Here is a 22977-nt window from a genome sequence, read left to right as displayed (position 1 = left end):
GATGCTCCTGCGAGGACGACCCTCACGGACCGCGGTACCACCTCGCGTGCCACGCCGTGCGACGCGACCACTCTCACTGCGGCTGTGACGGGCCTGCCCCGCTCGGTTCTACTGAGCACCGCCCGGGGGCCGCACCGTTCTTCCGAGAGCTCCCCGGTGATGGCCGGATCGATGCTCGTCCCTCCAGTGTACGCGGCATCCGACCTCCGACGCTGTCCGTGGCAGCACCTACCCTCGAAGGATGGCCCGCACCTCGGAATCACCGGCCCCGCCCCGCGTGACCGCTCCCGACCTCCCGTCCGTCCTCGAGCAGGCCGCCGCTGCGCGCAGTGCCGACATCCTGGGGTCGAGCCTCGACCTCACCGGCACCGTCGACCTCGCCTACGCGACGCTCGAACAGTGCGCCGTGAGGGCCGATGCCGACGCCGTCGATCTCACCGGAGCGACCGTCATCGACGTCGACATGTCGGGCGCGCGGATCGCCTCACTCCGCCTGCGGGACGCCGGAGTGCGGCGGATGCGGATCAGCGGAGGACGCATCGGCACGCTCGACCTGAGCGAGGCGCGTATCTCGGAACTCGACCTGCGCGACGTGCGCATCGACTACCTGAACCTCGGCGCGTCGAAGGTCACCGACCTCGAGATCTCGGAGTGCACCATCCGCACGATCGACATGCCCCAGGCCGAGCTCACCCGCGTGCGATTCACCTCCACGTCGACCGAGGAGGTCGATTCCCGAGGCATGCGGGCGAAAGACCTGGATCTGCGCGGCCTCGACGCCGTCGCGTTCCTCGATGCCAACAGCCTCCGCGGGGCCACCCTCACCTCGTTCCAGGTGCAGCAGCTCGCTCCGGTGATCGCGGCGGGCATCGGCATCCAGATCAAGGACTGACGGCCGGTCAACGATCGGCAGCGCCGCCGGCATCGAGCAGCTCCCGAGTGAACGGGTGCTGAGGCGTCGCGAACACCGCCGCGGTGGTGCCCTGCTCGACGATCCGCCCGTCCTGCATCACCAGCACCTCGTCTGCGACCGCTCCGACCACGTCGAGGTCGTGCGAGACGAAGATCATCGTCAGCTGCCGTTCCTGCTGCAACCGTGCGAGCACCCGCAGCACCCGCTCCCGCACCGACGGATCGAGCGCCGAGACGGGTTCGTCGAGCACGAGCACCTGCGGATCCGCGGCGAGCGCCCTCGCGATGGCCGCGCGTTGCCGCTGCCCGCCGGAGAGCGCGCTCGGACGCCGCTCGGCGAGTTCCGGGGCGAGGTCGACCTCGGCGAGGAGCCCGGCTACGCGCGCCGGCCGCTGAGCGCGAGGCACTCCCCCGGCTTCCAGCGCCTCACGCAGCGAATGGCCGATCGTCCAGCGCGGGTCGAACGCCCCGAGCGGATTCTGGTGCACGAGCTGCACCCTGCGCTCGGTGGTCCACTGCAGAGAGCCGGAGTCCGGTGCGTCGACGCCGACGATCATGCGGGCCAGCGTCGTCTTGCCCGACCCCGATTCGCCGACGACGCCGAGCGTCCGCCCGTCCTTCAGCGTGAACGAGGCGTCGATGACCGCAGGCACCGTGCCGAAGCTCCGTGACACCCCGTCCGCGATCAGCACCGGCGGCGAGTCGGCGGGGACCGAGGCTCGCGGTTCGTGGATCGTGGCCGTGAGGAGCTGCTTCGTGTACTCGTGCCGTGGATTCTCGAGCACCTCGGCCACCGGCCCGGACTCCACGATGACGCCGCCCCTCATCACCAGGACGCGGTCGGCGATCCGGCGGACGGCCGCGAAGTCATGACTGATGAACACGAGAGCTGTTCCGGCATCCGTGATCTCGCGCAGCAACCCGAGGATCCGCGCCTGCACGGTCGCGTCGAGAGCGGTCGTCGGCTCATCCGCCACCAGCACGGCCGGAACCGCAGCGAGCGCGGAAGCGATGAGCGCGCGCTGCCGCAGGCCCCCGGAGAGTTCGTGCGGGTGCTGGCGGGCACGGCGGTCGGGATCCGGCATCCACACCTTCCGCAGGAGATCCCGCACCCGAGCCGCCCGCTCCGCGCGTCCGCGGACGAGCCGATGAAGGAGCAGCGGCTCGGCGATCTCGGTCCCGATCCGTCGCAGAGGATCGAGAGAGACCAGTGCATCCTGGGAGACGAGGGCGATCCCGGCGCCGCGCACCGCACGCCACGCGTGCTCCGTGAGCCCGGCGGTGTCGGTGCCGTCCACGATGAGCTCATCCAGCGCGACGTCGGCCCCCGCGGGAGTCAGACCCAGCAGTGCGCGTGCCGTGAGGGACTTGCCCGCCCCGGACTCCCCCACGATCGCGATGCACTCTCCGCGGTCGACGGTGAAGGACACGTCGTCCACGACCGGCTCACCCTCGAAGGAGATGCGCAGACCCCGCACCTGCAGTGCAGCGCTCATGCCGTCCTCCCGTCTCCGCGCGCGCGGAGGATGCGCCCGACGACGGTCGCCGAGACGACGGTGAGGGTGATCGCGATGCCGGGGAAGACCGAGATCCACCATGCCTGCCCGAGCACGTTGCGGCCGCCCGCCAGCATCAGCCCCCACTCCGGTGTCGGCTCGGACGGCCCGAGCCCGAGGAAGCTGAGCCCCGCCGCGGCGAGGATGCTCGACCCGATGCCGATCGTCGCCAGCACGCTCAGCGCGCCGAGCACACCGGGAGCGACGTGCCGCAGGAAGGCCGTCGCTCGCGGCACCCCGAGGATGCGCGCAGCCTCCACGTGCTCGGCGGCCCGGAGGGTCTGCGTCTGCACCCGTGCCAGTCGGATGTACACGGGAACCGCCGCCAGCGTCACCGCGATCGCGATGTTCACCGTCCCCGGGCCGAGTACCGCGACGACGACGAGCGCCACGAGGAACTCGGGAAAGGCCATCAGGATGTCGTTCACCCGCATCACCGTGGCGTCGACGCCCCGCGGCGCGACCCCCGCGAAGGCTCCGAGGAGCAGACCGACCGTGAGGGCGACGACGGTCGCGAGCAGTCCGATGCCGAGGGAGCGTCCGGCTCCGTAGACGACCCGGGAGTAGACGTCGCGCCCGCTCTGGTCGGTGCCGAACAGGTGCTCCGCGCTCGGCGGGAGCAGGGCGGAGCGCACCTCCGTCTGGAGAGGGTCGTGGGTCGCGAGGGCAGCGGGCCAGAGCGCCGAGAACGCGATCACGGCGAGGACGGCGACGGCGGCCCACAGCAGCACGCGTTGCGCCCGCTTCATCGGGTGCCTCGACGGGTGCCTCGACGGGTGCCTCGACGGGTGCCTCGACGGGTGCCTCGACGGGTGCCTCGAGACGGAGCCGCGACCACCCGGGGATCGATAAGCGGATGCACGAGCTCGACGACGAGGTTCACCACGACGAACGCCAGGGCGCTCAGCAGGATGATGCCCGTGATGACGGGAAGATCGCGGTCGTTGATCGCGGCGAGCGTGACCCTGCCCAGACCCGGACGTGCGAACACGGTCTCCACGAGCACGGCACCCCCGAGGACGGATCCCGTGAGGTACGCGGTCAGGGTGACGCCGGAAGCCGCGCCGTGTCTGAGCCCGTGCCGCAGCGTGAACCACGAAGGGCTCGCACCACGGGCCCGGACGGTCTCGGCGAACGGCATGCGCTCCGCCTGCACCAGTCCGTCGCGTAGCACCTGACTCAGCAGCGCAGCCACGGGAAGCGCCAGAGTGATCGCCGGCAGCACGAGGGTGGCGGGGTTACGGGCACCCGACACCGGGAACCAGCCCAGCCCGAAGGCGAAGACACTGAGCAGGACGAGCCCGATCCAGAACACCGGCGAGGAGAGGATGACCAGCTCGATACCGGCGGCGACCGTGCGTCCGACCTGCCCGCGGACGAACACCGCCACGGCGAGCGCGAGGACGACCGCGATCAGCAGCGCCAGCACGGACAGCTGCACCGTCGCACCGAGTTGACGCCCGATCACCTCCGTCACGGGCATCCGCAGCTGGTACGACTCCCCCAGGTCGCCCCGCGCGAGCTGACCGATGAAGCCGAGGTACTGCTCGAACGGTGGTCGATCGAGCCCGAGATCGGCCCTGATGCCGTCCTTGACCGCTTCACTCACCTGCGCCTGGGGTCCCAGCATCACCGACACCGGGTCTCCGGGGACCACCCGGAACGCGAGGAAGGCGACGGTCGCCGCACCCCACAGGACGAGCACGACGGAGGCGGCGAGGCCGGCGATGCGGACGAGAGCAGTCTTCACCACTCGTGCCCTCCGCTCAGCCGGTGGTTCAGCCGACCGTCACATCGTAGAACAGCGGCCGACCGTAGAGGTCGTACTGCAGGCCCTCGACGCGGTCGCCGACAGCCGTGATCGCCGAGGGGCTGTAGAGCGGCACGATGGCCGTGTACTCGGCGTTCCACTGCTGCAGCTGCGTGTACAGCTCATTGCGCTGATCCTGGTCGCTGGTCGCGACGGCCTGCTCCAGCAGTGCGTCGATCTGCGGGTCGCTCACCTGCGACGCGTTCTGGAATCCGTCGGTGTGCAGGTGGCTGCGCAGCAGATCGGGGTCGACGCCCGAGAAACCCCAGTCGGTGAGGTCGAAGGTCTTCGGCTCGTACTGCTCGTTGTACGCCCCGGGCTCGAGCACCTCGCGCTCGACCTCGAAGCCGATCCCCTTGAGATCGGACTGGATCGCGTTCGCGAGAGCGGCACGGTCATCCGGCACCGGGGTCCAGGCGATCCATCGCACCGAGAGCCGCTCGCCGTCCTTCATCCGGATGCCGTCGGTGTCGCGTGCGGTCCACCCGGCCTCGTCTAGGAGCGTGTTCGCGGCGTCCTGGTCGAACGGCCAGCTGCCCTCGAGCGACGCGTCGTAGCCCGGGGTCGTCGAACCGAGGATGCTCCATGCACGCGGGAACTGGCCGAAGTAGATCTCTTCCACGGCGGCGTCGATGTCGATGCCGCGAGCGAACGCCTGACGCACCTTCTCGTCGGCGAACACCCCGTACTTCTCGTTCAGGTAGAGCGAGTACGGCAGACCGGGGTACTCGATCGAGTCGACCGTGATGCCGTCGCCGAGGTCTTTCGCGAGGTTCGGCGGGATGTTGCTGGCGAGGTCGGCCTCACCGCTCGTCACCACGCCGGTGCGGACGGCGGCCTCCGGCTGGATCTCCACGCGGAGCGTCTCGAACTTCGGGGCCTTCGTATCGTGCGGCCCCCACGCGTAGTCGTCGTTGCGGGTGTAGACGATCTCCTGATCCGGGGTGTACTCGGTGAGTTCGAACGGACCGGTGCCGACGGTGATGTCGGGCCCGCCCGCCTTCAGCTTGTCCGCCGAGGTCTCGAGGACGGCCGGCGAGTAGAAGCCCAGCTGCGGCGTGCTCGCGGCCTGCAGGAAGGGTGCGTACGGCTGCGTGAAGGTCACCGTCACCGTGTGCTCGTCGACGACTTCGGTGCCTTCGTAGAAGTCGGCGCCGAGCATGCTGGCCGCCTGCGCGGACGCGGTCTCGGGGTCGACGATGCGGTCGAAGTTCGCCTTGACCGCGGCGGCGTCGAACTTCTCACCGTCGGTGAAGGTCACGTCGTCGCGGAGAGTGAACGTGTACTCGGTGCTGTCGTCCGAGACGGTCCAGTCCTTCGCGAGCCAGGGTGAGAAGGATCCGTCGTCCTCCTGGAACACGAGCGAGTCGAGCACCGCCCGCTGCACCATGCCGGAGACGTCGAGCTGACTCACCTGCGGATCCATGTGCCCGGCCGAGAGGTTCGCCCCCTCGATGGACCAGACGAGCTCTCCGCCGTCCCCGTCGGAACCGGGGGTGGCGCAGGCGCTCAGCACCAGAGCGGTGGTGGCGGCGAGCGCGGCGAAGGGCAGCAGGCGGCGCGCGGGGTGTGCGGGCATGACGATTCCTCAGAAAGAGCGGGTCGGGGTGATCCCATCCTACGGCGAATTGTTGGACTGGGTCGATATGCCAGGTCGGCCGCTCTCCGGGACGCTCGGTAGACTGATCGGCACACCCACACTCAGGCACGCTCACACAGTGCCGCATACATCGTTCGAGGAGACCTTCCATGCCTGCATCCGAATCGACGCAGAACCAGATTCCCGACAAGCCCGTTCTCGAAGGCCTCGAAGCGAAGTGGGACTCCGCGTGGGCGGAGCAGGGGACGTACCTGTTCGACCGCCTGCGTGCGGCACAGGCCGGCCGTGAGGGCGTGTACTCGATCGACACCCCGCCGCCGACGGCCTCCGGCAGCCTGCACATCGGCCACGTGTTCTCGTACACCCACACCGACGTGAAGGCGCGATACGAGCGCATGCGCGGCAAGACCGTGTTCTACCCGATGGGCTGGGACGACAACGGCCTGCCCACCGAGCGCCGTGTGCAGAACTACTACGGCGTGCGCTGCGACCCGTCCCTCCCCTACACCCCGGACTTCGTCCCGCCGTTCGAGGGCGGCGACAACAAGTCGAGCCGTGCCGCCGACCAGCAGCCGATCAGCCGTCGCAACTTCATCGAGCTCTGCGAGCGCCTCACGATCGAGGATGAGAAGCAGTTCGAGGCGCTGTTCCGCCAGCTCGGTCTGAGCGTGGACTGGACGCAGACCTACCGCACGATCTCGGACGACACGATCCGTCAGAGCCAGCTCGCGTTCCTCCGCAACATCGAGCGCGGCGAAGCCTACCAGGCCCTGGCCCCGACCCTGTGGGACATCGACTTCCGCTCCGCGATCGCGCAGGCCGAGCTCGAGGACCGCGACCAGCAGGCGGCGTATCACACGATCGAGTTCCCCTTCGCCGACGGCTCGGGATCGATCGCCATCGACACCACCCGCCCGGAGCTGCTTCCCGCCTGCATCGCTCTCGTGACGCATCCGGAAGGGCCCCACAAGCACCTCATCGGCACCAAGGTGACGACGCCGTTCTTCGGTGCGGAGATCGAGATCCACGGTCATCACCTCGCCCAGCCCGACAAGGGCACCGGCGCGGCGATGGTCTGCACCTTCGGTGACGTCACCGACATCGTGTGGTGGCGCGAGCTGCGGACCACCGAGGACCAGCCGCTGCCGAACATGACCACGATCGGCCTCGATGGTCGCTTCCTGCCCGAAGCACCCTCCTCTGTGGCGAACAGCGACGCGATCGCCTGGTACGCCGAGGAGCTCGCGGGCAAGACCGTCTTCAGCGCGCGCAAGGCGATCGTCGAGAAGCTGCAGGCGACCGGCGACATGACCGCGGTCGGCAAGCCCTTCAACCACGCCGTGAAGTTCTTCGAGAAGGGCGACCGTCCGCTCGAGATCGTCTCCACGCGCCAGTGGTACATCCGCAACGGCGCCCGTGACGGCGAGCTGCGCGACAAGCTCCTCGCACACGGTCAGGAACTGGCCTGGCACCCGGAGTTCATGCGGGTGCGGTACGAGAACTGGGTCGGTGGCCTGACCGGCGACTGGCTGGTGTCCCGTCAGCGTTTCTTCGGCGTGCCGATCCCCCTCTGGTACGCCCTCGACGAGAACGGGGAGCGCGATTACGACCGCGTGCTCACCCCGGATGCGGCGACGCTCCCGATCGACCCGACGACCGATGTGCCGGCGGGGTACACCGAGGACCAGCGCGGTGTGCCGAGCGGGTTCGAGGCCGAAGCGGACATCCTCGACACCTGGGCGACATCGTCGCTCACGCCGCAGCTGGCCGGGGGCTGGCAGCGCGACGAGGAGCTCTGGCAGCTCACTGCGCCGTTCGATCTCCGCCCGCAGGGACAGGACATCATCCGCACCTGGCTCTTCTCCACGATGCTGCGTTCCACGCTCGAGGATGACCGGACACCGTGGCGCAACGCCGCGATCTCCGGCTTCATCGTCGATCCCGACCGCAAGAAGATGTCGAAGTCGAAGGGGAACGTCGTCACTCCCGCCGACGTGCTCGACGCCCACGGCTCGGACGCGGTGCGCTACTGGGCCGCATCGAGCCGCCTCGGCATGGACGCCGCCTTCGACCCGCAGAACCCCACGCAGGTGAAGATCGGCCGCCGTCTGGCGATCAAGGTGCTCAACGCCGCGAAGTTCGTGCTGTCGTTCCCCGTGCCGGAAGGTGCGCAGGTGACCCACGCACTGGATGCGTCGATGCTGACCGCGCTCGACGACGTGGTCGTCGAAGCCACGAAGGCCTTCGACCGGTATGACGCCGCGCGGGCCCTGGAGCTCACGGAGGCGTTCTTCTGGACGTTCTGCGACGACTACCTCGAACTGGTCAAGGAGCGTGCCTACGACCAGACCGACGTGGGGCAGGCCTCCGCGGCACTCTCGCTGCGCCTTGCGCTCTCGACGCTGCTCCGTCTGCTCGCCCCGGTGCTCTCGTTCGCGACCGAAGAGTCCTGGTCGTGGTTCGAGGAGGGTTCGGTGCACACGGCCGCGTGGCCGACGCCCCTCGGCATCGACGGCGATCCGGCGGTCCTCGCCGCCGCGAGCGAGGCGCTGATCGGCATCCGTCGTGCGAAGACCGAAGCCAAGGCGTCGCAGAAGACCCCGGTGTCCCGCGCCGCGATCTCCGCGCCTTCCGTGAAGCTCGACGCACTCCGTGCAGCGGCGGACGACCTGCGTGCGGTCGGTCGCATCGCCGAGCTCGAGTTCAGTGAATCGGAGGAGTTCGCGGTGACGGCGATCGAGCTCGCCCCGGTCGAGGCATCCTGATGCAGCTCGGTACGCGCTGGGCCGCAGGGTCGGAAGCTCCGGCCTCGGTGCCCGCGTCCCTCCGGGCCGCCATCGCCGAGGTGGAGTCGAAAGGTCTCACGGGCCACTGGACGCTCACGTGGCTCGAGGGCCGCGCGATCGCAGAGCTCGATGCCGGCTGGGAGGTCTTCCAGGACCGCTCCGGCGAGATCATCGCGCGCCCCTTCGAGGACTGACGCGAGACCCCCGTGTAGCGCCGAGACCCCCTGCTGGCCGCGTAGGCAGCAGGGGGTCTCGGCATTCAGCGGGGGCGTCGGCGCGTGTCCGGAACAGTCAGCGGCGGGGAGCCCCCAGCTGCGCGAGCAGGTGGTCCACCGCGCGGGGATCGTGTCGGCGCGCCTGCTGTTCGCGAAGGAGGACGAGCGCGAGCACGCGCTTCTGTGCACGTCGGGCGATCCGGTGCTCGACGTAGACCGTGAGGCGGTCGGCCAGCTTCAGCAGCCCCCGCTCGGTCTGCGTCGGCGCCGTCAGGTGAAGTGTCGCACTGGTCATGATTCCTCCACAGCATCGTCGGTCGAACCCTGCACCGCGGTCGACGGCGTCGGCAGGTCGAAGAGTTCCGCGCGGAGCGATACCCGCCGCACGTCGGGTCCGGTCTGACCTCGGTAGCGCTCGATGGCACTCTCGACGATCGCCTCGAGCTCCTGCCGAAGGGACATCGCCTGGTCGGGAGTCATGTCGAGGTGGGTCGTGATCGTGATTCCCACCTCGCTCCAGGCCTCGGGCACCTCCGACTGCGGGCGGTTCAGGTACGACATCAACGTCTCGTGACGCAGGCGGAAGAACTCCGAGGTCACGATCTGTGCCGCCGCGCGGTTGGCCGGCGACGTCATGTCATCGGGCCCGGGCACGTCGATGCGCCCCTTGGGCCGCTCCCACCAGCGCTCCCGTGCGGTGCCCCGCCCCTCGACCTCGCGGATCAGGTCATGGGCGGCGAGAGCGCGGAGGTGATAACTCGTGGATCCGGAGGTCTCTCCGACGAGGGCCGCGAGTGAGCTGGCGGTCTGCGGGCCGCGTGAGGCGAGCAGGTCGAAGATCTTCACTCGGAGCGGATGCGCCAGAGCCTTCAGTGCACCGGCGTCGAGGGTGCGTACCTGCGTCTCGTTCGTCATGCATGCAAAGATACTCTTGCAAAGACTTCTTTGCAAGTACTTCTTTGCAAGGTTTCCTTTGCACTCCCGTCTAGGCCACGGCAGCACGGGCCGCGACGAACGCCGCGACACATCTCTCCACCTGCTCCGGCGTGTGCGCCGCCGAGAGCTGCACCCGTATCCGCGCCAGGTCGCGGGGGACGACCGGGAAGCTGAAGGCGGTGACGTAGACCCCCCGCTCCTGCATCTCGCGAGCGATCCGCCCTGTCTTCGCGGCATCCCCGAACATCACCGGGACGATCGGATGCTCACCGGGAAGCAGGTCGAATCCCTCGGCTTCCATCCGCTCGCGGAAGAGTGCCGCGTTGCTGCGCAGACGCGACCGGAGGTCTGCCGAGCCCTCCACGAGATCGAGTGCGGTCAGGGTCCCGGCGACGATCGCGGGCGCGAGCGTGTTCGAGAACAGGTACGGGCGCGAACGCTGACGCAGCAGCGCGACGATCTCCGCATGCGATGCGACGTAGCCGCCGGATGCTCCGCCCAGGGCCTTCCCGAATGTTCCGGTGTAGATGTCGACGCGGTCGGCGACCCCGCACAGCTCCGGCGTCCCCCGCCCGTTCTCGCCCACGAACCCGACGGCATGGGAGTCGTCCACGAACACCAGGGCGTCGTAGCGCTCGGCCAGGTCGCAGATCGCAGCGAGGGGTGCGATGTAGCCGTCCATCGAGAAGACCCCGTCGGTCACGATGACCCTGTGCCGCGCATCCGACGCCGCCCGCAGCTGCTCCTCGAGGTCGGCCAGGTCACGGTTGCGGTAGCGGAGCCTGCGCGCCTTCGAGAGCCGGATGCCGTCGATGATCGACGCGTGGTTGAGCTCGTCCGAGATGATGGCGTCCTCCGCGGAGAAGAGCGTCTCGAACACTCCCCCGTTCGCATCGAAGCATGACGAGTAGAGGATCGCTTCGTCCGTCCCGAGGAAGTCGGCGAGACGGCGTTCGAGCTCGAGATGCTGCTCCTGCGTACCGCAGATGAAGCGGACGCTCGCGAGCCCGTAGCCCCATTCCTGCAGTGCCCCGGTCGCCGCATCCAGGATGCGCGGGTCATCGGCGAGGCCGAGGTAGTTGTTCGCGCAGAAGTTCAGCACCTCCGCGCCGTCCGCCGTGATCTCGGCACTCTGGGGGCCGCGAATGCCACGCTCATGCTTGGTGAGCCCGGCCTCCTCGATGGCCGCCAGCTCTCCCGCCACGTGGTCCTTGAAGGTTCCGTACATCACAACTCCGTCCAGTCGAGGATGATCTTGCCTGTTCCCGCTGACTCCGCCGCAGCGAAGCCTCTTCGCCAGTCGCGCACCGGGACGACGTCGGCGATCACACGTCCGATGGCATCGCGCAGGGTCGCGCTCGTCTGGAGCATCGCCCCCATCGCGTTCCAGGTCTCGAACATCTCGCGCCCGTAGATCCCCTTGATCGTGAGCATGTGGGTGACCAGCTTGCCCCAGTCGATCTCGAAGCCGCTGCTCGGCAGACCGAGCATGGCGATGCGCCCGCCGTGGTTCATGTTGTCGATCAGCGCCGGGAGCGCCGATGCCGCGCCGCTCATCTCGAATCCGATGTCGAAGCCTTCCCGCATGCCGAGGGCGTGCTGCGCGTCGCGGATGTCCCGCACCGAGACGTCGACGACCTCGTCGGCGCCCATCCGGCGTGCCATCTCCAGCCGCGGGGCGCTCACATCGGTCGCCGCGATGAAGCGGGCTCCGGCGTGCCGGGCGACGGCGATCGCCATGAGTCCGATCGGACCGCAGCCCGTCACCAGAACGTCTTCGCCGACGAGCGGGAAGGTCAGCGCCGTGTGGACGGCGTTCCCCAGCGGATCGAAGATCGCTCCGAGCTCCGGCGTCACATCGGCGTGATGCACCCAGACGTTCGCCGCGGGCAGCGCGAGGAACTCCGCGAAGGCGCCGTCCCGCTGCAGCCCGAGGCCGATCGTGCGGATGCACATCTGACGACGACCTGCTCGACAGTTGCGGCACGTGCCACACACGATGTGCCCTTCTCCCGAGACGCGGTCCCCGACGGCGATGTCGTGCACCGAGGGTCCCACCTCAACGACCTCGCCGTAGAACTCATGGCCGGGGATCAGCGGGGCGGCGATCGCCGAGGCCGCCCAGTCGTCCCAGCGGAGGATGTGCAGGTCGGTGCCGCAGATCCCGGTGCGCAGGACCCGGATCACGACCTCATCGGGGCCGGCGGTCGGGTCCGGACGCTCGACGAGCTCGAGCCCGGCACCCGGTGCATCCTTGAACAGTGCCTTCATGCTTCCGATCCCACCGCATCCGACCATGTAGAGCAATCGCCATCGTCTGCAGTGATCATTTAGCAAATGCTAATGTTTTGCGGATGGAGCTCCATCAGTTGCAGATCCTGCGCGAACTCGGCGCGCTCGGAAGCGTCACGGCCGTGGCCGACGCCCTCCGGGTCACCCCCTCCGCGGTCTCGCAGCAGCTCACGGCACTCCAGAGAGGCTTCCCCACACCCCTCACCAAGAAGCAGGGACGGACCCTCTCCCTCACTCCCGCGGGCGCGGTCCTCGCAGCGGCGGCGACCGAGGCGATCGATGCCATGGCCGCAGCCCGGCATGCCGTGGAGGAGTTCGAGGACTCCCCGACCGGGGTCGTCAGCGTCAGCGGATTCCACAGCGTGGGGCAAGCGCTGTTCGGACCCTTGTTGCGCGAGTTCACGGGCGACGCGTCCGCACCGAGCGTGCAGGTGACCGACGAAGATGTCGCACAGAGCGAGTTCCCCGCATTGACGGCGCGCTACGATCTCGTCCTGGCGCATCGCATGGAGCATTCGGCACCTTGGCCGACAGCGGGGATGCGGAGTCTGACGCTCGTACGCGAGCCCCTCGACGTCGCCCTGTCGAAGTCGCACCCGCTCTCCACCCGGTCGAGCCTCATACCGGCCGATGTCGCCGGCGAACGGTGGGTCACCAGCCGCATCGGCTACTCCCCCGACGACGTGCTCCGCGCCGTGTCCGCCGTCGCCAACCGGCCCGTCGAGATCCATCACCGCATCAACGACTACGGTGCCGTCTCCGCCGTGGTCGCCGCCGGCGGGGTGCTCGGGATGCTGCCACGATACACGTCGCGCAGTGTGGACGATCGGGACATCGTGCGCATCCCGCTCGAAGGGGTGAGCACCCATCGGATGATCGACGTGCTCGCACGTCCGGAGAACCTGCGTCGACGCTCGGTCCGCACGGTCGTGGAAGCACTGCGGCGGGTGATGACGCGCCTGAGCGAAGACGGTTCCTGAGCCTGCGCAGGTCGATGGATAGGCTCGGAGGATGACCGACGCCACGAACCCGTTGCTGCAGCCGTCGCCCCTCCCGTACGGCCTCCCCGACTACCCGGCGATCCGGCCCGAGCACTATCTCCCGGCGTTCCAGGCGGGGTTCGACGAGCAGCTCCGCGAGATCCAGCGCATCACGATGGTCCGGTCGATGCCGACGTTCGAGAACACCGTGGAGGCTCTGGAACGCTCCGGCGAGTTGCTCGACCGCGTCGCACACGTCTTCTACACCGTGAGCTCAGCAGACGCGACGCCGGAGATCCAGGAGATCGACGAGCAGCTCGCGCCGCTCATGGCCGCACACCAGGACGCGATCACGCTCGACGGCGCCCTGTACTGGCGGATACGGCAGGTGTACGAGCAGCGCGATGCTCTGGACCTCGACGCCGAGCAGCGGTATCTGGTGGAACGCCATCACCGGGAGATGACGCACGCGGGCGCGGGCCTGGATGACGAGGCCAAGACGCGGCTGACCGCGCTGAACCAGCGGCTGTCCACTTTGACCAACACCTTCGAGCGCAACCTGCTCAACGACACGAACGACCTCGCCGTCGTCTTCGACTCCGCGGCCGAGCTGGAGGGTCTGAGCAGCGGTGAGCTCTCGGCGGCCACACGTGCGGCGGCCGACCGGGGGCTGGAGGGGAAGTTCCTCATCACGCTTCCGCTCTTCACCGGGCACCCGGCGCTGGCCCAGCTGCGCGTGCGAGAGTCTCGACGTCGCATCATGGCGGCATCGCTCGCACGCGCTTCCCGAGGGAACGCGAACGACAACCGTGCCGTGCTGACCGAGATCGTGCGGCTGCGCGCGGAGCGAGCGGCTCTGCTGGGGTACGAGTCGCATGCCGCCTACGTCACCGCCGACGAGACGGCCGGTACTCCGGACGCTGTCGAGCAGATGCTGCGTCGCCTCGCCGGTCCCGCAGCGCGGAATGCGCGCGAAGAGCGGGCGGCGCTCCAGGCGCTCGTCGACGAGACCGAGCCTGCCCCGTTCGCCGTCGAAGCCCACGACTGGGCGTTCTACACCGAGCGGGTCCGCACTGCGCGCTACGACATCGACTCCAGTGCCCTGCGCCCCTGGTTCGAAGCGGAGCGTGTCCTGCAGGACGGTGTCTTCTACGCGGCGACGCGGCTGTACGGCGTCGCCTTCGCCGAGCGTGAGGATCTCGTCGCCTACCACCCGGGTGCGCGGGTCTTCGAGGTGCGCAACGCCGACGGCTCACCTGTCGGCCTCTACGTGCTCGACCTCTACACGCGTGACTCGAAGCGCGGCGGCGCCTGGATGAACGCGATCGTGAGTCAGTCGCGACTGCGCGGCACGGCTCCCGTCGTCGTCAACAACCTGAACGTGCCGCTGCCGGGTGACGGGGAGCCGACCCTGTTGACGCTCGACGAGGTGACGACGCTGTTCCACGAGTTCGGGCATGCCCTGCACGGACTCTTCGCGCGCGTGACGTACCCGCACTTCGCGGGGACGAACGTGTTCCGCGACTTCGTCGAGTTCCCGAGCCAGGTGAACGAGATGTGGATCCTGTGGCCGGAGGTCCTCGACAACTACGCGCGTCATCATGAGACCGGCGCCCCTCTGGATCCCGCGATCGTGGAGCGTCTGCGCGCCACCGAGACGTTCGACCAGGGGCACGCGACGAGCGAGTACCTGGCTGCTGCCTGGCTCGACCAAGCCTGGCACCGGCTGGGCACCGACGCGAAGGTCATCGACGTCGCCGCGTTCGAGGCTGCCGCGTTGGCCGACATCGGCCTCGATGACCCCGCGGTGCCGACGCGCTACTCCTCCACCTACTTCGCCCACGTGTTCTCCGGCGGATACAGCGCGGGCTACTACTCGTACATCTGGAGCGAGGTGCTCGACGCCGATACCGTCGAGTGGTTCCGCGACAACGGCGGTCTCACTCGCGGCAACGGCGATCGGTTCCGCGAGCGGCTGCTCGGTGTCGGGGGCTCGAAAGATCCTCTCGCCGCCTACCGTGACTTCCGTGGACGCGACGCCGAGATCGAACCGCTCCTGAAACGGCGGGGACTCAGCGACGGAATCGTGGGACGCTGACCGCTTTCGTGCCTATCGCGACGATCCCCGCGCCATGCCGATACTCCTCGACGAGGATGGCATCATCGGTCCTCGACGATGGTCTCGCTCGACGGCGTCGTCCAGGGCGCCGGGCGTCCGGTCACGCGCTCTTGCGCTTGCGCTCCATCACGATGGTCGGCGGCGCGCCCTCTTCGACGGCCGCCCGAGTCACGATGACCTTGGCGACGTCTTCCGCCGACGGGATCTCGAACATGATGGGTCCGAGGACATCCTCGAGGATCGCGCGGAGACCACGCGCGCCGGTCTTGCGCTCCACGGCGAGGTCGGCGATCGATCGCAGTGCATCCTCTTCGAACTCGAGCTGCACACCGTCGATCTCGAACATGCGCTGGTACTGCTTCACCAGCGCATTGCGAGGCCCCGTGAGGATGTCGATCAGGGCGTCCTGGTCGAGGGGAGAGACGTTCGTGACGACGGGGAGACGCCCGATGAACTCGGGGATCAGGCCGAACTTGTGCAGGTCTTCCGGGAGCACTTCGCTGAAAAGATCGAGGTCTTTGCCCTTGTCATGCAACGGGGCGCCGAAGCCGATGCCGTGCTTGCCGACCCGCGCCGACACGATGTCTTCCAGGCCGGCGAAGGCTCCCGCGACGATGAACAGGACGTTCGACGTGTCGATCTGCAGGAACTCCTGATGCGGGTGCTTGCGTCCGCCCTGCGGGGGCACCGAGGCGACCGTGCCCTCGATGATCTTGAGCAGTGCCTGCTGCACACCCTCGCCCGAGACATCACGCGTGATCGACGGGTTCTCCGCCTTGCGGGCGATCTTGTCGACCTCGTCGATGTAGATGATGCCCTGTTCGGCGCGCTTGACGTCGTAGTCGGCGGCCTGGATGAGCTTGAGCAGGATGTTCTCGACGTCTTCACCGACATAGCCGGCCTCGGTCAGCGCCGTGGCATCCGCGACGGCGAAGGGAACGTTGAGGCGCTTGGCGAGCGTCTGCGCGAGATAGGTCTTCCCGCAGCCTGTCGGGCCGATGAGGAGGATGTTGCTCTTCGCGATCTCGACCTCTTCGGCACGCTGCTCCGCCGTCTGAAGTGTGCCGTGCGCGCGGACGCGCTTGTAGTGGTTGTAGACCGCGACCGAGAGAGCGCGCTTCGCGGGCTCCTGGCCGACGACGTACTCCTCGAGGAAGGAGAAGATCTCACGAGGCTTGGGCAACTCGAATTCCGCTGCCCCATCGGCGGACGACTCCGCCATCCGTTCCTCGATGATCTCGTTGCACAACTCGACGCACTCGTCGCAGATGTACACGCCGGGGCCGGCGATGAGCTGCTGGACCTGCTTCTGACTCTTTCCGCAGAAAGAGCATTTGAACAGGTCAGCGCTTTCACCGATGCGTGCCATGCGCGTCCTCCTATGGGGGGATCAGAGATCGTCCTTCGAGCCTAACCGCTGCATGTGACACACGGCCGCATTGGCGCGGACACGTCGGATGCCGGACGACACTGCGGCGTCTCGACCGGTGCGCACCGGTCGAGACGCCGCAGCATTCGGAGAGATCCGCGGACGCGGATCAGACCATGCTCTTGGTGTGCCAGACGGTCTTCACCTCGGTGAAGGCACCGATCCGCTCCGGGGAGGCGATCACTTCACCCGGTGTGAGCACGCGCTTGAGCGTGTCGGCGGCCGCGATCTGCATGTCGACCCAGTCGAGGTCGCCCGCGCCGGCCAGATCGAGGGCGTTCACGTCCTGATGCGAGGCGAGCCACGGGGCGATCTCGGCCGGCGAACCGGTGAGCACGTTGACGACGCCGCCGGGGACGTCGCTCGTGGCCAGAACCTCCGCGAGGCTGATCGCCGACAGGGGGTGCTGCTCACTCGCGACGACCACGACGGTGTTACCCGCGACCAGAGCCGGCGCGACGACCGAGACCAATCCGAGCAACGACGAGTCCTGCGGGGCGACGATGGCCACTACACCGGTCGGTTCCGGTACGGAGATGTTGAAGTACGGACCGGACACCGGGTTCGCATTGCCCGCCACCTGGGCGTACTTGTCGCACCATCCGGCGTACCAGACCCACAGATCGATCGCCTCGTCGACCTGAGCGGCAGCAGCGGACGACGAAGCCCCCTCCTGCGCCACGATCTCGTCGATGAACTGCGCCCTGCGGCCTTCGAGCACCTCGGCGACGCGGTACAGCACCTGCCCGCGGTTGTAGGCGGTCGCACCCGACCAGCCCTTCACCGCGGCACGCGCGGCGACCACAGCATCGCGGGCGTCCTTGCGTGACCCCTTGGCGGCGTTCGCGAGGAACGCGCCCTTGGGTGAGAGCACCTCATAGGTGCGTCCGGACTCGCTGCGCGGGAAGGCGCCGCCGATCGCCAGCTTGTACGTCTTCGGAACGGTCAGACGCTTGCTCATGCTGCGGCTCCCTTGAGGTAGGCGGTGAGTCCCTGACGTCCGCCCTCGCGGCCGTACCCGGATTCCTTGTAACCGCCGAACGGGCTCGACGGGTCGAATCGGTTGAACGTGTTGGCCCAGATCACCCCGGCGCGCAGTCGGTCGGCCACCGCGAGGATGCGCGATCCCTTGTCTGACCAGATGCCGGCGGAGAGGCCGTACGGTGTGTTGTTCGCCTTCGCGATCGCCTCCGCCGGGGTGCGGAAGGTCAGCACCGACAGCACAGGGCCGAAGACCTCATCGCGGGCGATGCGGTGCGACGCCTCGACCCCGGTGAAGATCGTCGGAGCGAACCAGAACCCCTGCTCGGGGATGGCGCAGTCAGCGGTCCACCGCTCCGCGCCCTCCGCCTCACCGATGTCGCTGAGCTCGCGGATCCGCGCGAGCTGCGCGGCGGAGTTGATCGCACCGATGTCGGTGTTCTTGTCGAGGGGGTCCCCCAGCCGCAGCGTCGACAGGCGAGTCTTGAGTCGGTCGACGACCTCGTCGTGGATCGACTCCTGGACCAGCAGACGGCTTCCGGCACAGCACACATGGCCCTGATTGAAGAAGATGCCGTTCACGATGCCCTCGACGGCCTGATCGATCGGCGCGTCGTCGAACACGATGTTCGCCGCCTTGCCGCCGAGCTCCAGGGTGACCTTCTTGGCGGTTCCTGCCACGGCCCGGGCGATGTCACGACCGACCCCCGTGGAACCGGTGAAGGCGACCTTGTCCACGTCGGGGTGGCGCACCAGCGTCGATCCGGTCGCGCCGGCTCCGGTCACGATGTTCACGACACCGGCCGGAAGGTCGGCCTGCTGCAGGATCTCCGCGAAGAGGAGCGCCGTCAGCGGGGTGGTCTCGGCGGGCTTGAGCACGACGGTGTTCCCGGCCGCGAGAGCGGGCGCGATCTTCCACGCGAGCATCAGCAGGGGGAAGTTCCACGGGATGATCTGTCCGGCGACGCCGAGCGCGCGCGGGTTCGCCCCGAGTCCGGCGTGATCGAGCTTGTCTGCCCACCCTGCGTAGTAGAAGAACCAGGAGGCGACGAGGGGCACGTCGACGTCGCGGCTCTCCTTGATCGGCTTTCCGTTGTCGAGGCTCTCGGCGACCGCGAGTTCACGGGCGCGCTCCTGCACGAGGCGGGCGATGCGGAAGAGGTACTTCCCACGGTCGCGTCCGCTCATCTTCGACCACGTCTTGTCATAGGCGCGGCGCGCGGCGGCGACCGCACGGTCGACGTCCTCGTCGCTGGCGGAGGCGATCTCGGCGATGTGCTTCTCGCTCGACGGCGAGATCGTCGAGAAGGACGAACCGGAGCCGTCGACGAACTCGCCGTCGATGAACAGACCGTAGCTGTCCTTGAGGTTCAGGATCGCGGTGGACTCCGGTGCCGGAGCGTATTCCAGAAATGACATGTTCGTCTTCCCGTCAGTCGATCGTGACGTAGTCGGGGCCCGAGTAGTGGCCGGAAGTGAGCTTCTGACGCTGCAGGAGAACGTCGTTGAGCAGGCTGGAGGCTCCGAAACGGAAGAGGTGCGGCTGCAGCCACTCCTCGCCCACCGTCTCGGCGACGGTGACCAGGTACTTCACCGCGTCCTTCGAGGAGCGGATGCCACCGGCGGGCTTCACACCGATCTTCTCCCCGGTCCCGCGATACCAATCGCGGACGGTCTCGAGCATGAGCAGCGTCGTGGGGAGCGTCGCGGCTGGCTGGACCTTGCCGGTCGAGGTCTTGATGAAGTCGCCACCGGCAAGGATGCCGAGCCAGGACGCGCGCTTGATGTTGTCGTACGTGTTCAGCTCACCGGTCTCGAGGATCACCTTGAGAGAGGCGTACGAGCCGTCCTCACGCCGGCAGGCTTCCTTGACCTGGGCGATCTGGTCGAACACGAGCCCGTAGCGGCCGGAGAGGAACGCCCCGCGGTCGATGACCATGTCGATCTCGTCAGCGCCGGCGGCGACCGCCTCAGCGGTGTCGGCGAGCTTGATCGCGAGCGATGAGCGCCCACTCGGGAATGCCGTGGCCACCGCCGCGACCGAGATCAGACCGTCGTCGGGGTCGCCGTGCAGACCGCCGAGCGCGCTCACCGCGTCGCCGACCATGTCGCCGTAGACGCAGACCGCAGCAACGCGCGGTGTCGACGGATCGGCCGCATCGGGGGTCTTCGCCTTGGCGACGAGCGAGCGCACCTTGCCGGGGGTGTCCGCCCCCTCCAGCGTCGTGAGGTCGATCAGCTTGATGATGGTGTCGAGCGCCCAGGCTTTCGACGTGGTCTTGATCGAACGCGTGCCGAGTCCGGCTGCGCGCTGTTCCAGACCGACGGCGTCCACTCCCGGAAGTCCGTGCAGGAAGCGCCGGAGAGTGGCGTCGTCCGGCTCGGCGCCGAGAACATCCACCGCCGTCCTGCGGCTGAGTTCTTTGGTCGTCACTGTTCCTCCAACAATGCTCGTGCTGTGGTCTCATCGGTCACCAGAACGCCGCACAGGCGACTGGTCACGACTGTACGTGCGATGTCGTGCTTGGCGGGACCCGCCGTCACGAAGATCGCATGGGTGGCTCCGCGAAGACGGTCGAGCGAGACGCCGACCGTCCGGGCGTCGAGTTGCGAGTCGACGATGTTGCCCTCCGCGTCGACGTAGCGGCCGAGAACGTCGCCGACCGCGCCTCGGCGCGCGAGTTCCTCCACGTCCTCCGCACGGAGGTATCCGTTCTCGACATGGGCGGACGAGGCGTCGCAGGGGCCTGCGGTGAAGAGAAACGCTTGCGCCTCCGCAGCCTCTTCGAGCACGGCCGCGACGGTGCGGTCCGACTCGATGGCCTGCTTGGTCTCGACTCGCTCGAGGATGGCGGGACTGGGGAGCAGCGATACCTGACCCGACGCCCGCTGGGCGATCGTGACGGCCAGCCCCGCGGCGCCCCCGGAACGGCGGTTCAGGCTCACTCCCCCATTGAGCTGCACCACGGTGACGCCGTTGGCCCACCCGTCGGGAAGGGCCTCCGCGACGGCGCGCAGGGTGCGACCCCAGCTCACGCCGAGGGTGCGGGGAACCGGTCGCAGAGCGGTGAGGAAATCGGCCGCGGCTTGCGCGACCCGCTCCAGCGTCCCATCGTCACCCTCCGGCGAAGGAACGACGACGGCGTCCGTCAGTCCGAACCTCTCGACGAGGAGCCGTTCGAGGCCGAGGCGCCGTGCCCGAGGATGCACGATCTCGATACGCACGATTCCGCGTTCCCTCGCCTGAGTGAGCAGACGACCGACCTTCCAGCGGGAGATCTTGAGAAGTCCGCCGATCTCGTCCTGGGTCTTGTCCTCGTCGTAATACAGCTCGGCGACGCGAACCATGAGCAGATCTTCTTCCACGGAATCCTCCTTCCTCCTCCAGGGTAGGCCCAATACTGCGTCCGCGCACCTGCGTGCTCATATGCGCAGACCGAGCGAAGGAGGTTGCACATCCGCCGGAGACGACGAAAGGACGCCCGTCGGATCCGACGGGCGTCCTTTCGATGTCTGAGACGCTCAGACGCGCTTGCGCGTGGTGAGCACCTGGTCGACGATGCCGTACTCGAGTGCCTGCGTGGCAGAGAGGATGTTGTCGCGATCGATGTCGCGGTTCACCTGCTCCGGGGTGCGGTTCGTGTGCCCGGCCAGGGTCTCCTCGAGCCAGGTCCGCATGCGGAGGATCTCCGCGGCCTGGATCTCGATGTCGGAAGCCTGTCCGTGACCGGCTTCGCCCATCGCGGGCTGGTGGATGAGCACGCGAGCGTTCGGAAGCGCGAGTCGCTTGCCCGGCGCACCGGCCGCGAGCAGCACGGCGGCCGCCGAGGCCGCCTGCCCGAGGACCACGGTCTGGATCTGCGGCGCGACGTACTGCATCGTGTCGTAGATCGCCGTCATCGCGGTGAACGAGCCACCGGGCGAGTTGATGTACATCGTGATGTCGCGCTCGGAGTCCTGGCTCTCCAGGACGAGGAGCTGAGCCATCACATCGTCGGCAGACGCATCGTCGACCTGCACGCCGAGGAAGATCACGCGGTCTTCGAACAGCTTGTTGTACGGGTCCTGACGCTTGAAGCCGTAGGCGGTGCGCTCCTCGAACTGCGGGAGCACGTAGCGGCTGGAGGGCAGGTCACCGGATGAGCGGAAGGTGGGTGTGTACATGAGCGTCCTTTCGCTTTCCGTTACTCGGTGTCCTGGTCGGTTCCGCCGCCGCCGATGACGTCGGAGGCCGATTCGCGGATGTGGTCGACGAAGCCGTATTCCAGCGCTTCCTCGGCGGTGAACCAGCGGTCGCGGTCACCATCGGCGTTGATCTGCTCGACCGACTTGCCGGTCTGGGCCGCGGTGATCTCCGCGAGACGGTTCTTCATCGACATGATGAGCTGCGCCTGGGTCTGGATGTCACTCGACGTCCCGCCGAAGCCACCGTGCGGCTGGTGAAGCAGCACACGCGCGTTCGGGGTGATGTAGCGCTTGCCCTTGGTGCCCGCGGTGAGGAGCAGCTGCCCCATCGATGCGGCCATACCGATTCCGACCGTGACGATGTCGTTCGGCACGAACTGCATCGTGTCGTAGATCGCCATGCCGGCGGTGATCGAGCCTCCGGGCGAGTTCACGTAGAGGTAGATGTCTCGCTCGGAGTCCTCTGCGGCGAGAAGAAGGATCTTCGCGCAGATCTCGTTCGCGTTCTCGTCTCGCACCTCCGAGCCGAGCCAGATGATGCGGTCCTTCAGCAACCTGTCGAAGACGCTCGTTGCGAGGAGGGGTTCTGCAGCCATGTCAGCTCCTGATTCCGTGTTTCAGTGATTCGAATCTACCGGCGCAGGCGCGGCACCCAGGCCGTGTTCGCCGTCGGCATATCAGGTGTCGGCGTGAGCGATCTCGAGGGCGTATGCCGTCATCGACCGGTGGTAACGCGGAAGGTGGGGCACCAGGGCGAGCAACGCCACGGAGAGGCCCTGTGCCGGCCGACCCGCGCTCGCCAGGATGAGCGCGTGCACCGTGGCGACGGCATCGCGGTACGGACCGTCGGCCGACCGTTCCTCCTCCGCGCGGATGACGGCGAGGGCGTCGTCGTACTCACCGAGGTTCCGCAACGAACTCGCCAACTGGATCACGCACTGCGGACGGTGCTCCTCGTCGAGCCCCAAAGTGAGAGCCCGTCGATACAGCGCGACCGCTTCGGCCGGCAAGCCCGCAGAGTCACGGGCACCGGCCCGTTCGAACTCCGCACGGGCGTCATCGGGTCCGCGCTCCGCGGCCAGTGCGTCGATGCGCGCGACCGTGTCGGCTCCGACCTCCTCGCCGGAGGCCTGCGCCCACACCTCATCCACGCGCTCGTCCCAGCTCTTCGTCATG

21 protein-coding genes are annotated in these 22977 nt (G+C 68.1%); 5 read left to right on the top strand and 16 right to left on the bottom strand.

The annotated features are described in order from the left end of the window. The first annotated feature begins 241 nt into the window (after positions 1–241). Positions 242–892, top strand: coding sequence for a pentapeptide repeat-containing protein (locus KV397_RS06695; protein ID WP_261812480.1), 651 nt, complete (start codon positions 242–244; stop codon positions 890–892). Positions 893–899: 7 nt separating this feature from the next. On the opposite strand, the gene KV397_RS06690 is transcribed toward KV397_RS06695, so the two are convergent. From KV397_RS06690 to KV397_RS06675, 4 genes are read right to left on the bottom strand one after another with little or no spacing between them, the layout of a single operon-like run. Continuing rightward, positions 900–2408 (bottom strand): dipeptide ABC transporter ATP-binding protein, encoded by a 1509-nt coding sequence (locus KV397_RS06690; protein WP_261812479.1) that lies wholly within the window; start codon positions 2406–2408, stop codon positions 900–902. Continuing rightward, positions 2405–3217, bottom strand: a complete 813-nt coding sequence (locus KV397_RS06685) for an ABC transporter permease (RefSeq protein ID WP_261812478.1) — start codon at positions 3215–3217, stop codon at positions 2405–2407. The genes KV397_RS06690 and KV397_RS06685 overlap by 4 nt, the downstream gene beginning before the upstream one ends. Further along, on the bottom strand, positions 3214–4218 hold the full coding sequence (locus tag KV397_RS06680) for an ABC transporter permease (RefSeq protein ID WP_261812477.1): 1005 nt from the start codon (positions 4216–4218) through the stop codon (positions 3214–3216). The genes KV397_RS06685 and KV397_RS06680 overlap by 4 nt, the downstream gene beginning before the upstream one ends. Before the next feature lie 28 nt (positions 4219–4246). Continuing rightward, positions 4247–5857, bottom strand: a complete 1611-nt coding sequence (locus KV397_RS06675) for an ABC transporter substrate-binding protein (protein ID WP_131491237.1) — start codon at positions 5855–5857, stop codon at positions 4247–4249. A gap of 170 nt (positions 5858–6027) precedes the next feature. Here KV397_RS06675 and valS point away from each other — a divergent pair, with 170 nt between their 5' ends. Both valS and KV397_RS06665 read left to right on the top strand, forming a co-directional pair. Further along, complete coding sequence (valS, locus tag KV397_RS06670; RefSeq protein ID WP_261812476.1) at positions 6028–8643, top strand: valine--tRNA ligase; 2616 nt, start codon at positions 6028–6030, stop codon at positions 8641–8643. Next, on the top strand, positions 8643–8858 hold the full coding sequence (locus tag KV397_RS06665) for a hypothetical protein (RefSeq protein ID WP_047524009.1): 216 nt from the start codon (positions 8643–8645) through the stop codon (positions 8856–8858). Before valS ends, KV397_RS06665 begins: the two co-directional genes overlap by 1 nt. Positions 8859–8955: 97 nt before the next feature. On the opposite strand, the gene KV397_RS06660 is transcribed toward KV397_RS06665, so the two are convergent. The 4 genes from KV397_RS06660 to tdh form a co-directional block, all read right to left on the bottom strand. Further along, positions 8956–9174 carry a hypothetical protein gene (locus tag KV397_RS06660; protein WP_261812475.1) on the bottom strand — a complete coding sequence of 73 codons (219 nt, stop codon included), beginning with the start codon at positions 9172–9174 and terminating at the stop codon, positions 8956–8958. Further along, on the bottom strand, positions 9171–9794 hold the full coding sequence (locus tag KV397_RS06655; protein WP_131491240.1) for an ArsR/SmtB family transcription factor: 624 nt from the start codon (positions 9792–9794) through the stop codon (positions 9171–9173). Before KV397_RS06655 ends, KV397_RS06660 begins: the two co-directional genes overlap by 4 nt. Positions 9795–9864: 70 nt before the next feature. Then, on the bottom strand, positions 9865–11043 hold the full coding sequence (locus KV397_RS06650; protein WP_261812474.1) for a glycine C-acetyltransferase: 1179 nt from the start codon (positions 11041–11043) through the stop codon (positions 9865–9867). Then, positions 11043–12086, bottom strand: coding sequence for an L-threonine 3-dehydrogenase (gene tdh, locus KV397_RS06645; protein ID WP_131491242.1), 1044 nt, complete (start codon positions 12084–12086; stop codon positions 11043–11045). The genes KV397_RS06650 and tdh overlap by 1 nt, the downstream gene beginning before the upstream one ends. 83 nt (positions 12087–12169) lie before the next feature. On the opposite strand from tdh, the gene KV397_RS06640 reads away from it, so the two are divergent. Further along, positions 12170–13087, top strand: a complete 918-nt coding sequence (locus tag KV397_RS06640; protein WP_261812473.1) for a LysR family transcriptional regulator — start codon at positions 12170–12172, stop codon at positions 13085–13087. Positions 13088–13118: 31 nt separating this feature from the next. Continuing rightward, entirely contained in the window at positions 13119–15185 is a 2067-nt protein-coding gene (locus KV397_RS06635; RefSeq protein ID WP_261812472.1) for a M3 family metallopeptidase, read from the top strand. Positions 15186–15306: 121 nt separating this feature from the next. Here the strand turns inward: KV397_RS06635 and clpX are convergent, their stop codons facing one another. The 8 genes from clpX to KV397_RS06595 form a co-directional block, all read right to left on the bottom strand. After that, the gene (gene clpX, locus KV397_RS06630) at positions 15307–16575 is read right to left on the bottom strand and encodes an ATP-dependent Clp protease ATP-binding subunit ClpX (protein WP_047524015.1); all 1269 of its coding nucleotides are present in this window, start codon (positions 16573–16575) and stop codon (positions 15307–15309) included. Between the two features lie 169 nt (positions 16576–16744). Continuing rightward, positions 16745–17596 carry an aldehyde dehydrogenase family protein gene (locus tag KV397_RS06625; protein WP_153244344.1) on the bottom strand — a complete coding sequence of 284 codons (852 nt, stop codon included), beginning with the start codon at positions 17594–17596 and terminating at the stop codon, positions 16745–16747. Further along, positions 17593–19035: an aldehyde dehydrogenase family protein gene (locus tag KV397_RS06620; protein WP_047524017.1), complete on the bottom strand. Its 1443-nt coding sequence runs from the start codon at positions 19033–19035 to the stop codon at positions 17593–17595. The genes KV397_RS06625 and KV397_RS06620 overlap by 4 nt, the downstream gene beginning before the upstream one ends. Before the next feature lie 13 nt (positions 19036–19048). Next, positions 19049–20017 carry a deoxyribose-phosphate aldolase gene (gene deoC, locus KV397_RS06615; RefSeq protein ID WP_052193791.1) on the bottom strand — a complete coding sequence of 323 codons (969 nt, stop codon included), beginning with the start codon at positions 20015–20017 and terminating at the stop codon, positions 19049–19051. A gap of 29 nt (positions 20018–20046) precedes the next feature. After that, positions 20047–20982 carry a sugar-binding transcriptional regulator gene (locus tag KV397_RS06610; RefSeq protein WP_227991681.1) on the bottom strand — a complete coding sequence of 312 codons (936 nt, stop codon included), beginning with the start codon at positions 20980–20982 and terminating at the stop codon, positions 20047–20049. Positions 20983–21138: 156 nt separating this feature from the next. Then, positions 21139–21780 (bottom strand): ATP-dependent Clp protease proteolytic subunit, encoded by a 642-nt coding sequence (locus tag KV397_RS06605; protein WP_047524020.1) that lies wholly within the window; start codon positions 21778–21780, stop codon positions 21139–21141. Positions 21781–21800: 20 nt separating this feature from the next. After that, entirely contained in the window at positions 21801–22397 is a 597-nt protein-coding gene (locus KV397_RS06600) for an ATP-dependent Clp protease proteolytic subunit (RefSeq protein WP_017830295.1), read from the bottom strand. 81 nt (positions 22398–22478) lie between these two features. After that, positions 22479–22976, bottom strand: coding sequence for a tetratricopeptide repeat protein (locus KV397_RS06595; RefSeq protein WP_261812471.1), 498 nt, complete (start codon positions 22974–22976; stop codon positions 22479–22481). Between the last annotated feature and the right edge of the window lies 1 nt (position 22977).

Source organism: Microbacterium aurugineum (assembly GCF_023101205.1).
Classification (GTDB): Bacteria; Actinomycetota; Actinomycetes; order Actinomycetales; family Microbacteriaceae; genus Microbacterium; species Microbacterium aurugineum.
This window is presented reverse-complemented; position numbering and strand designations above follow the sequence as displayed.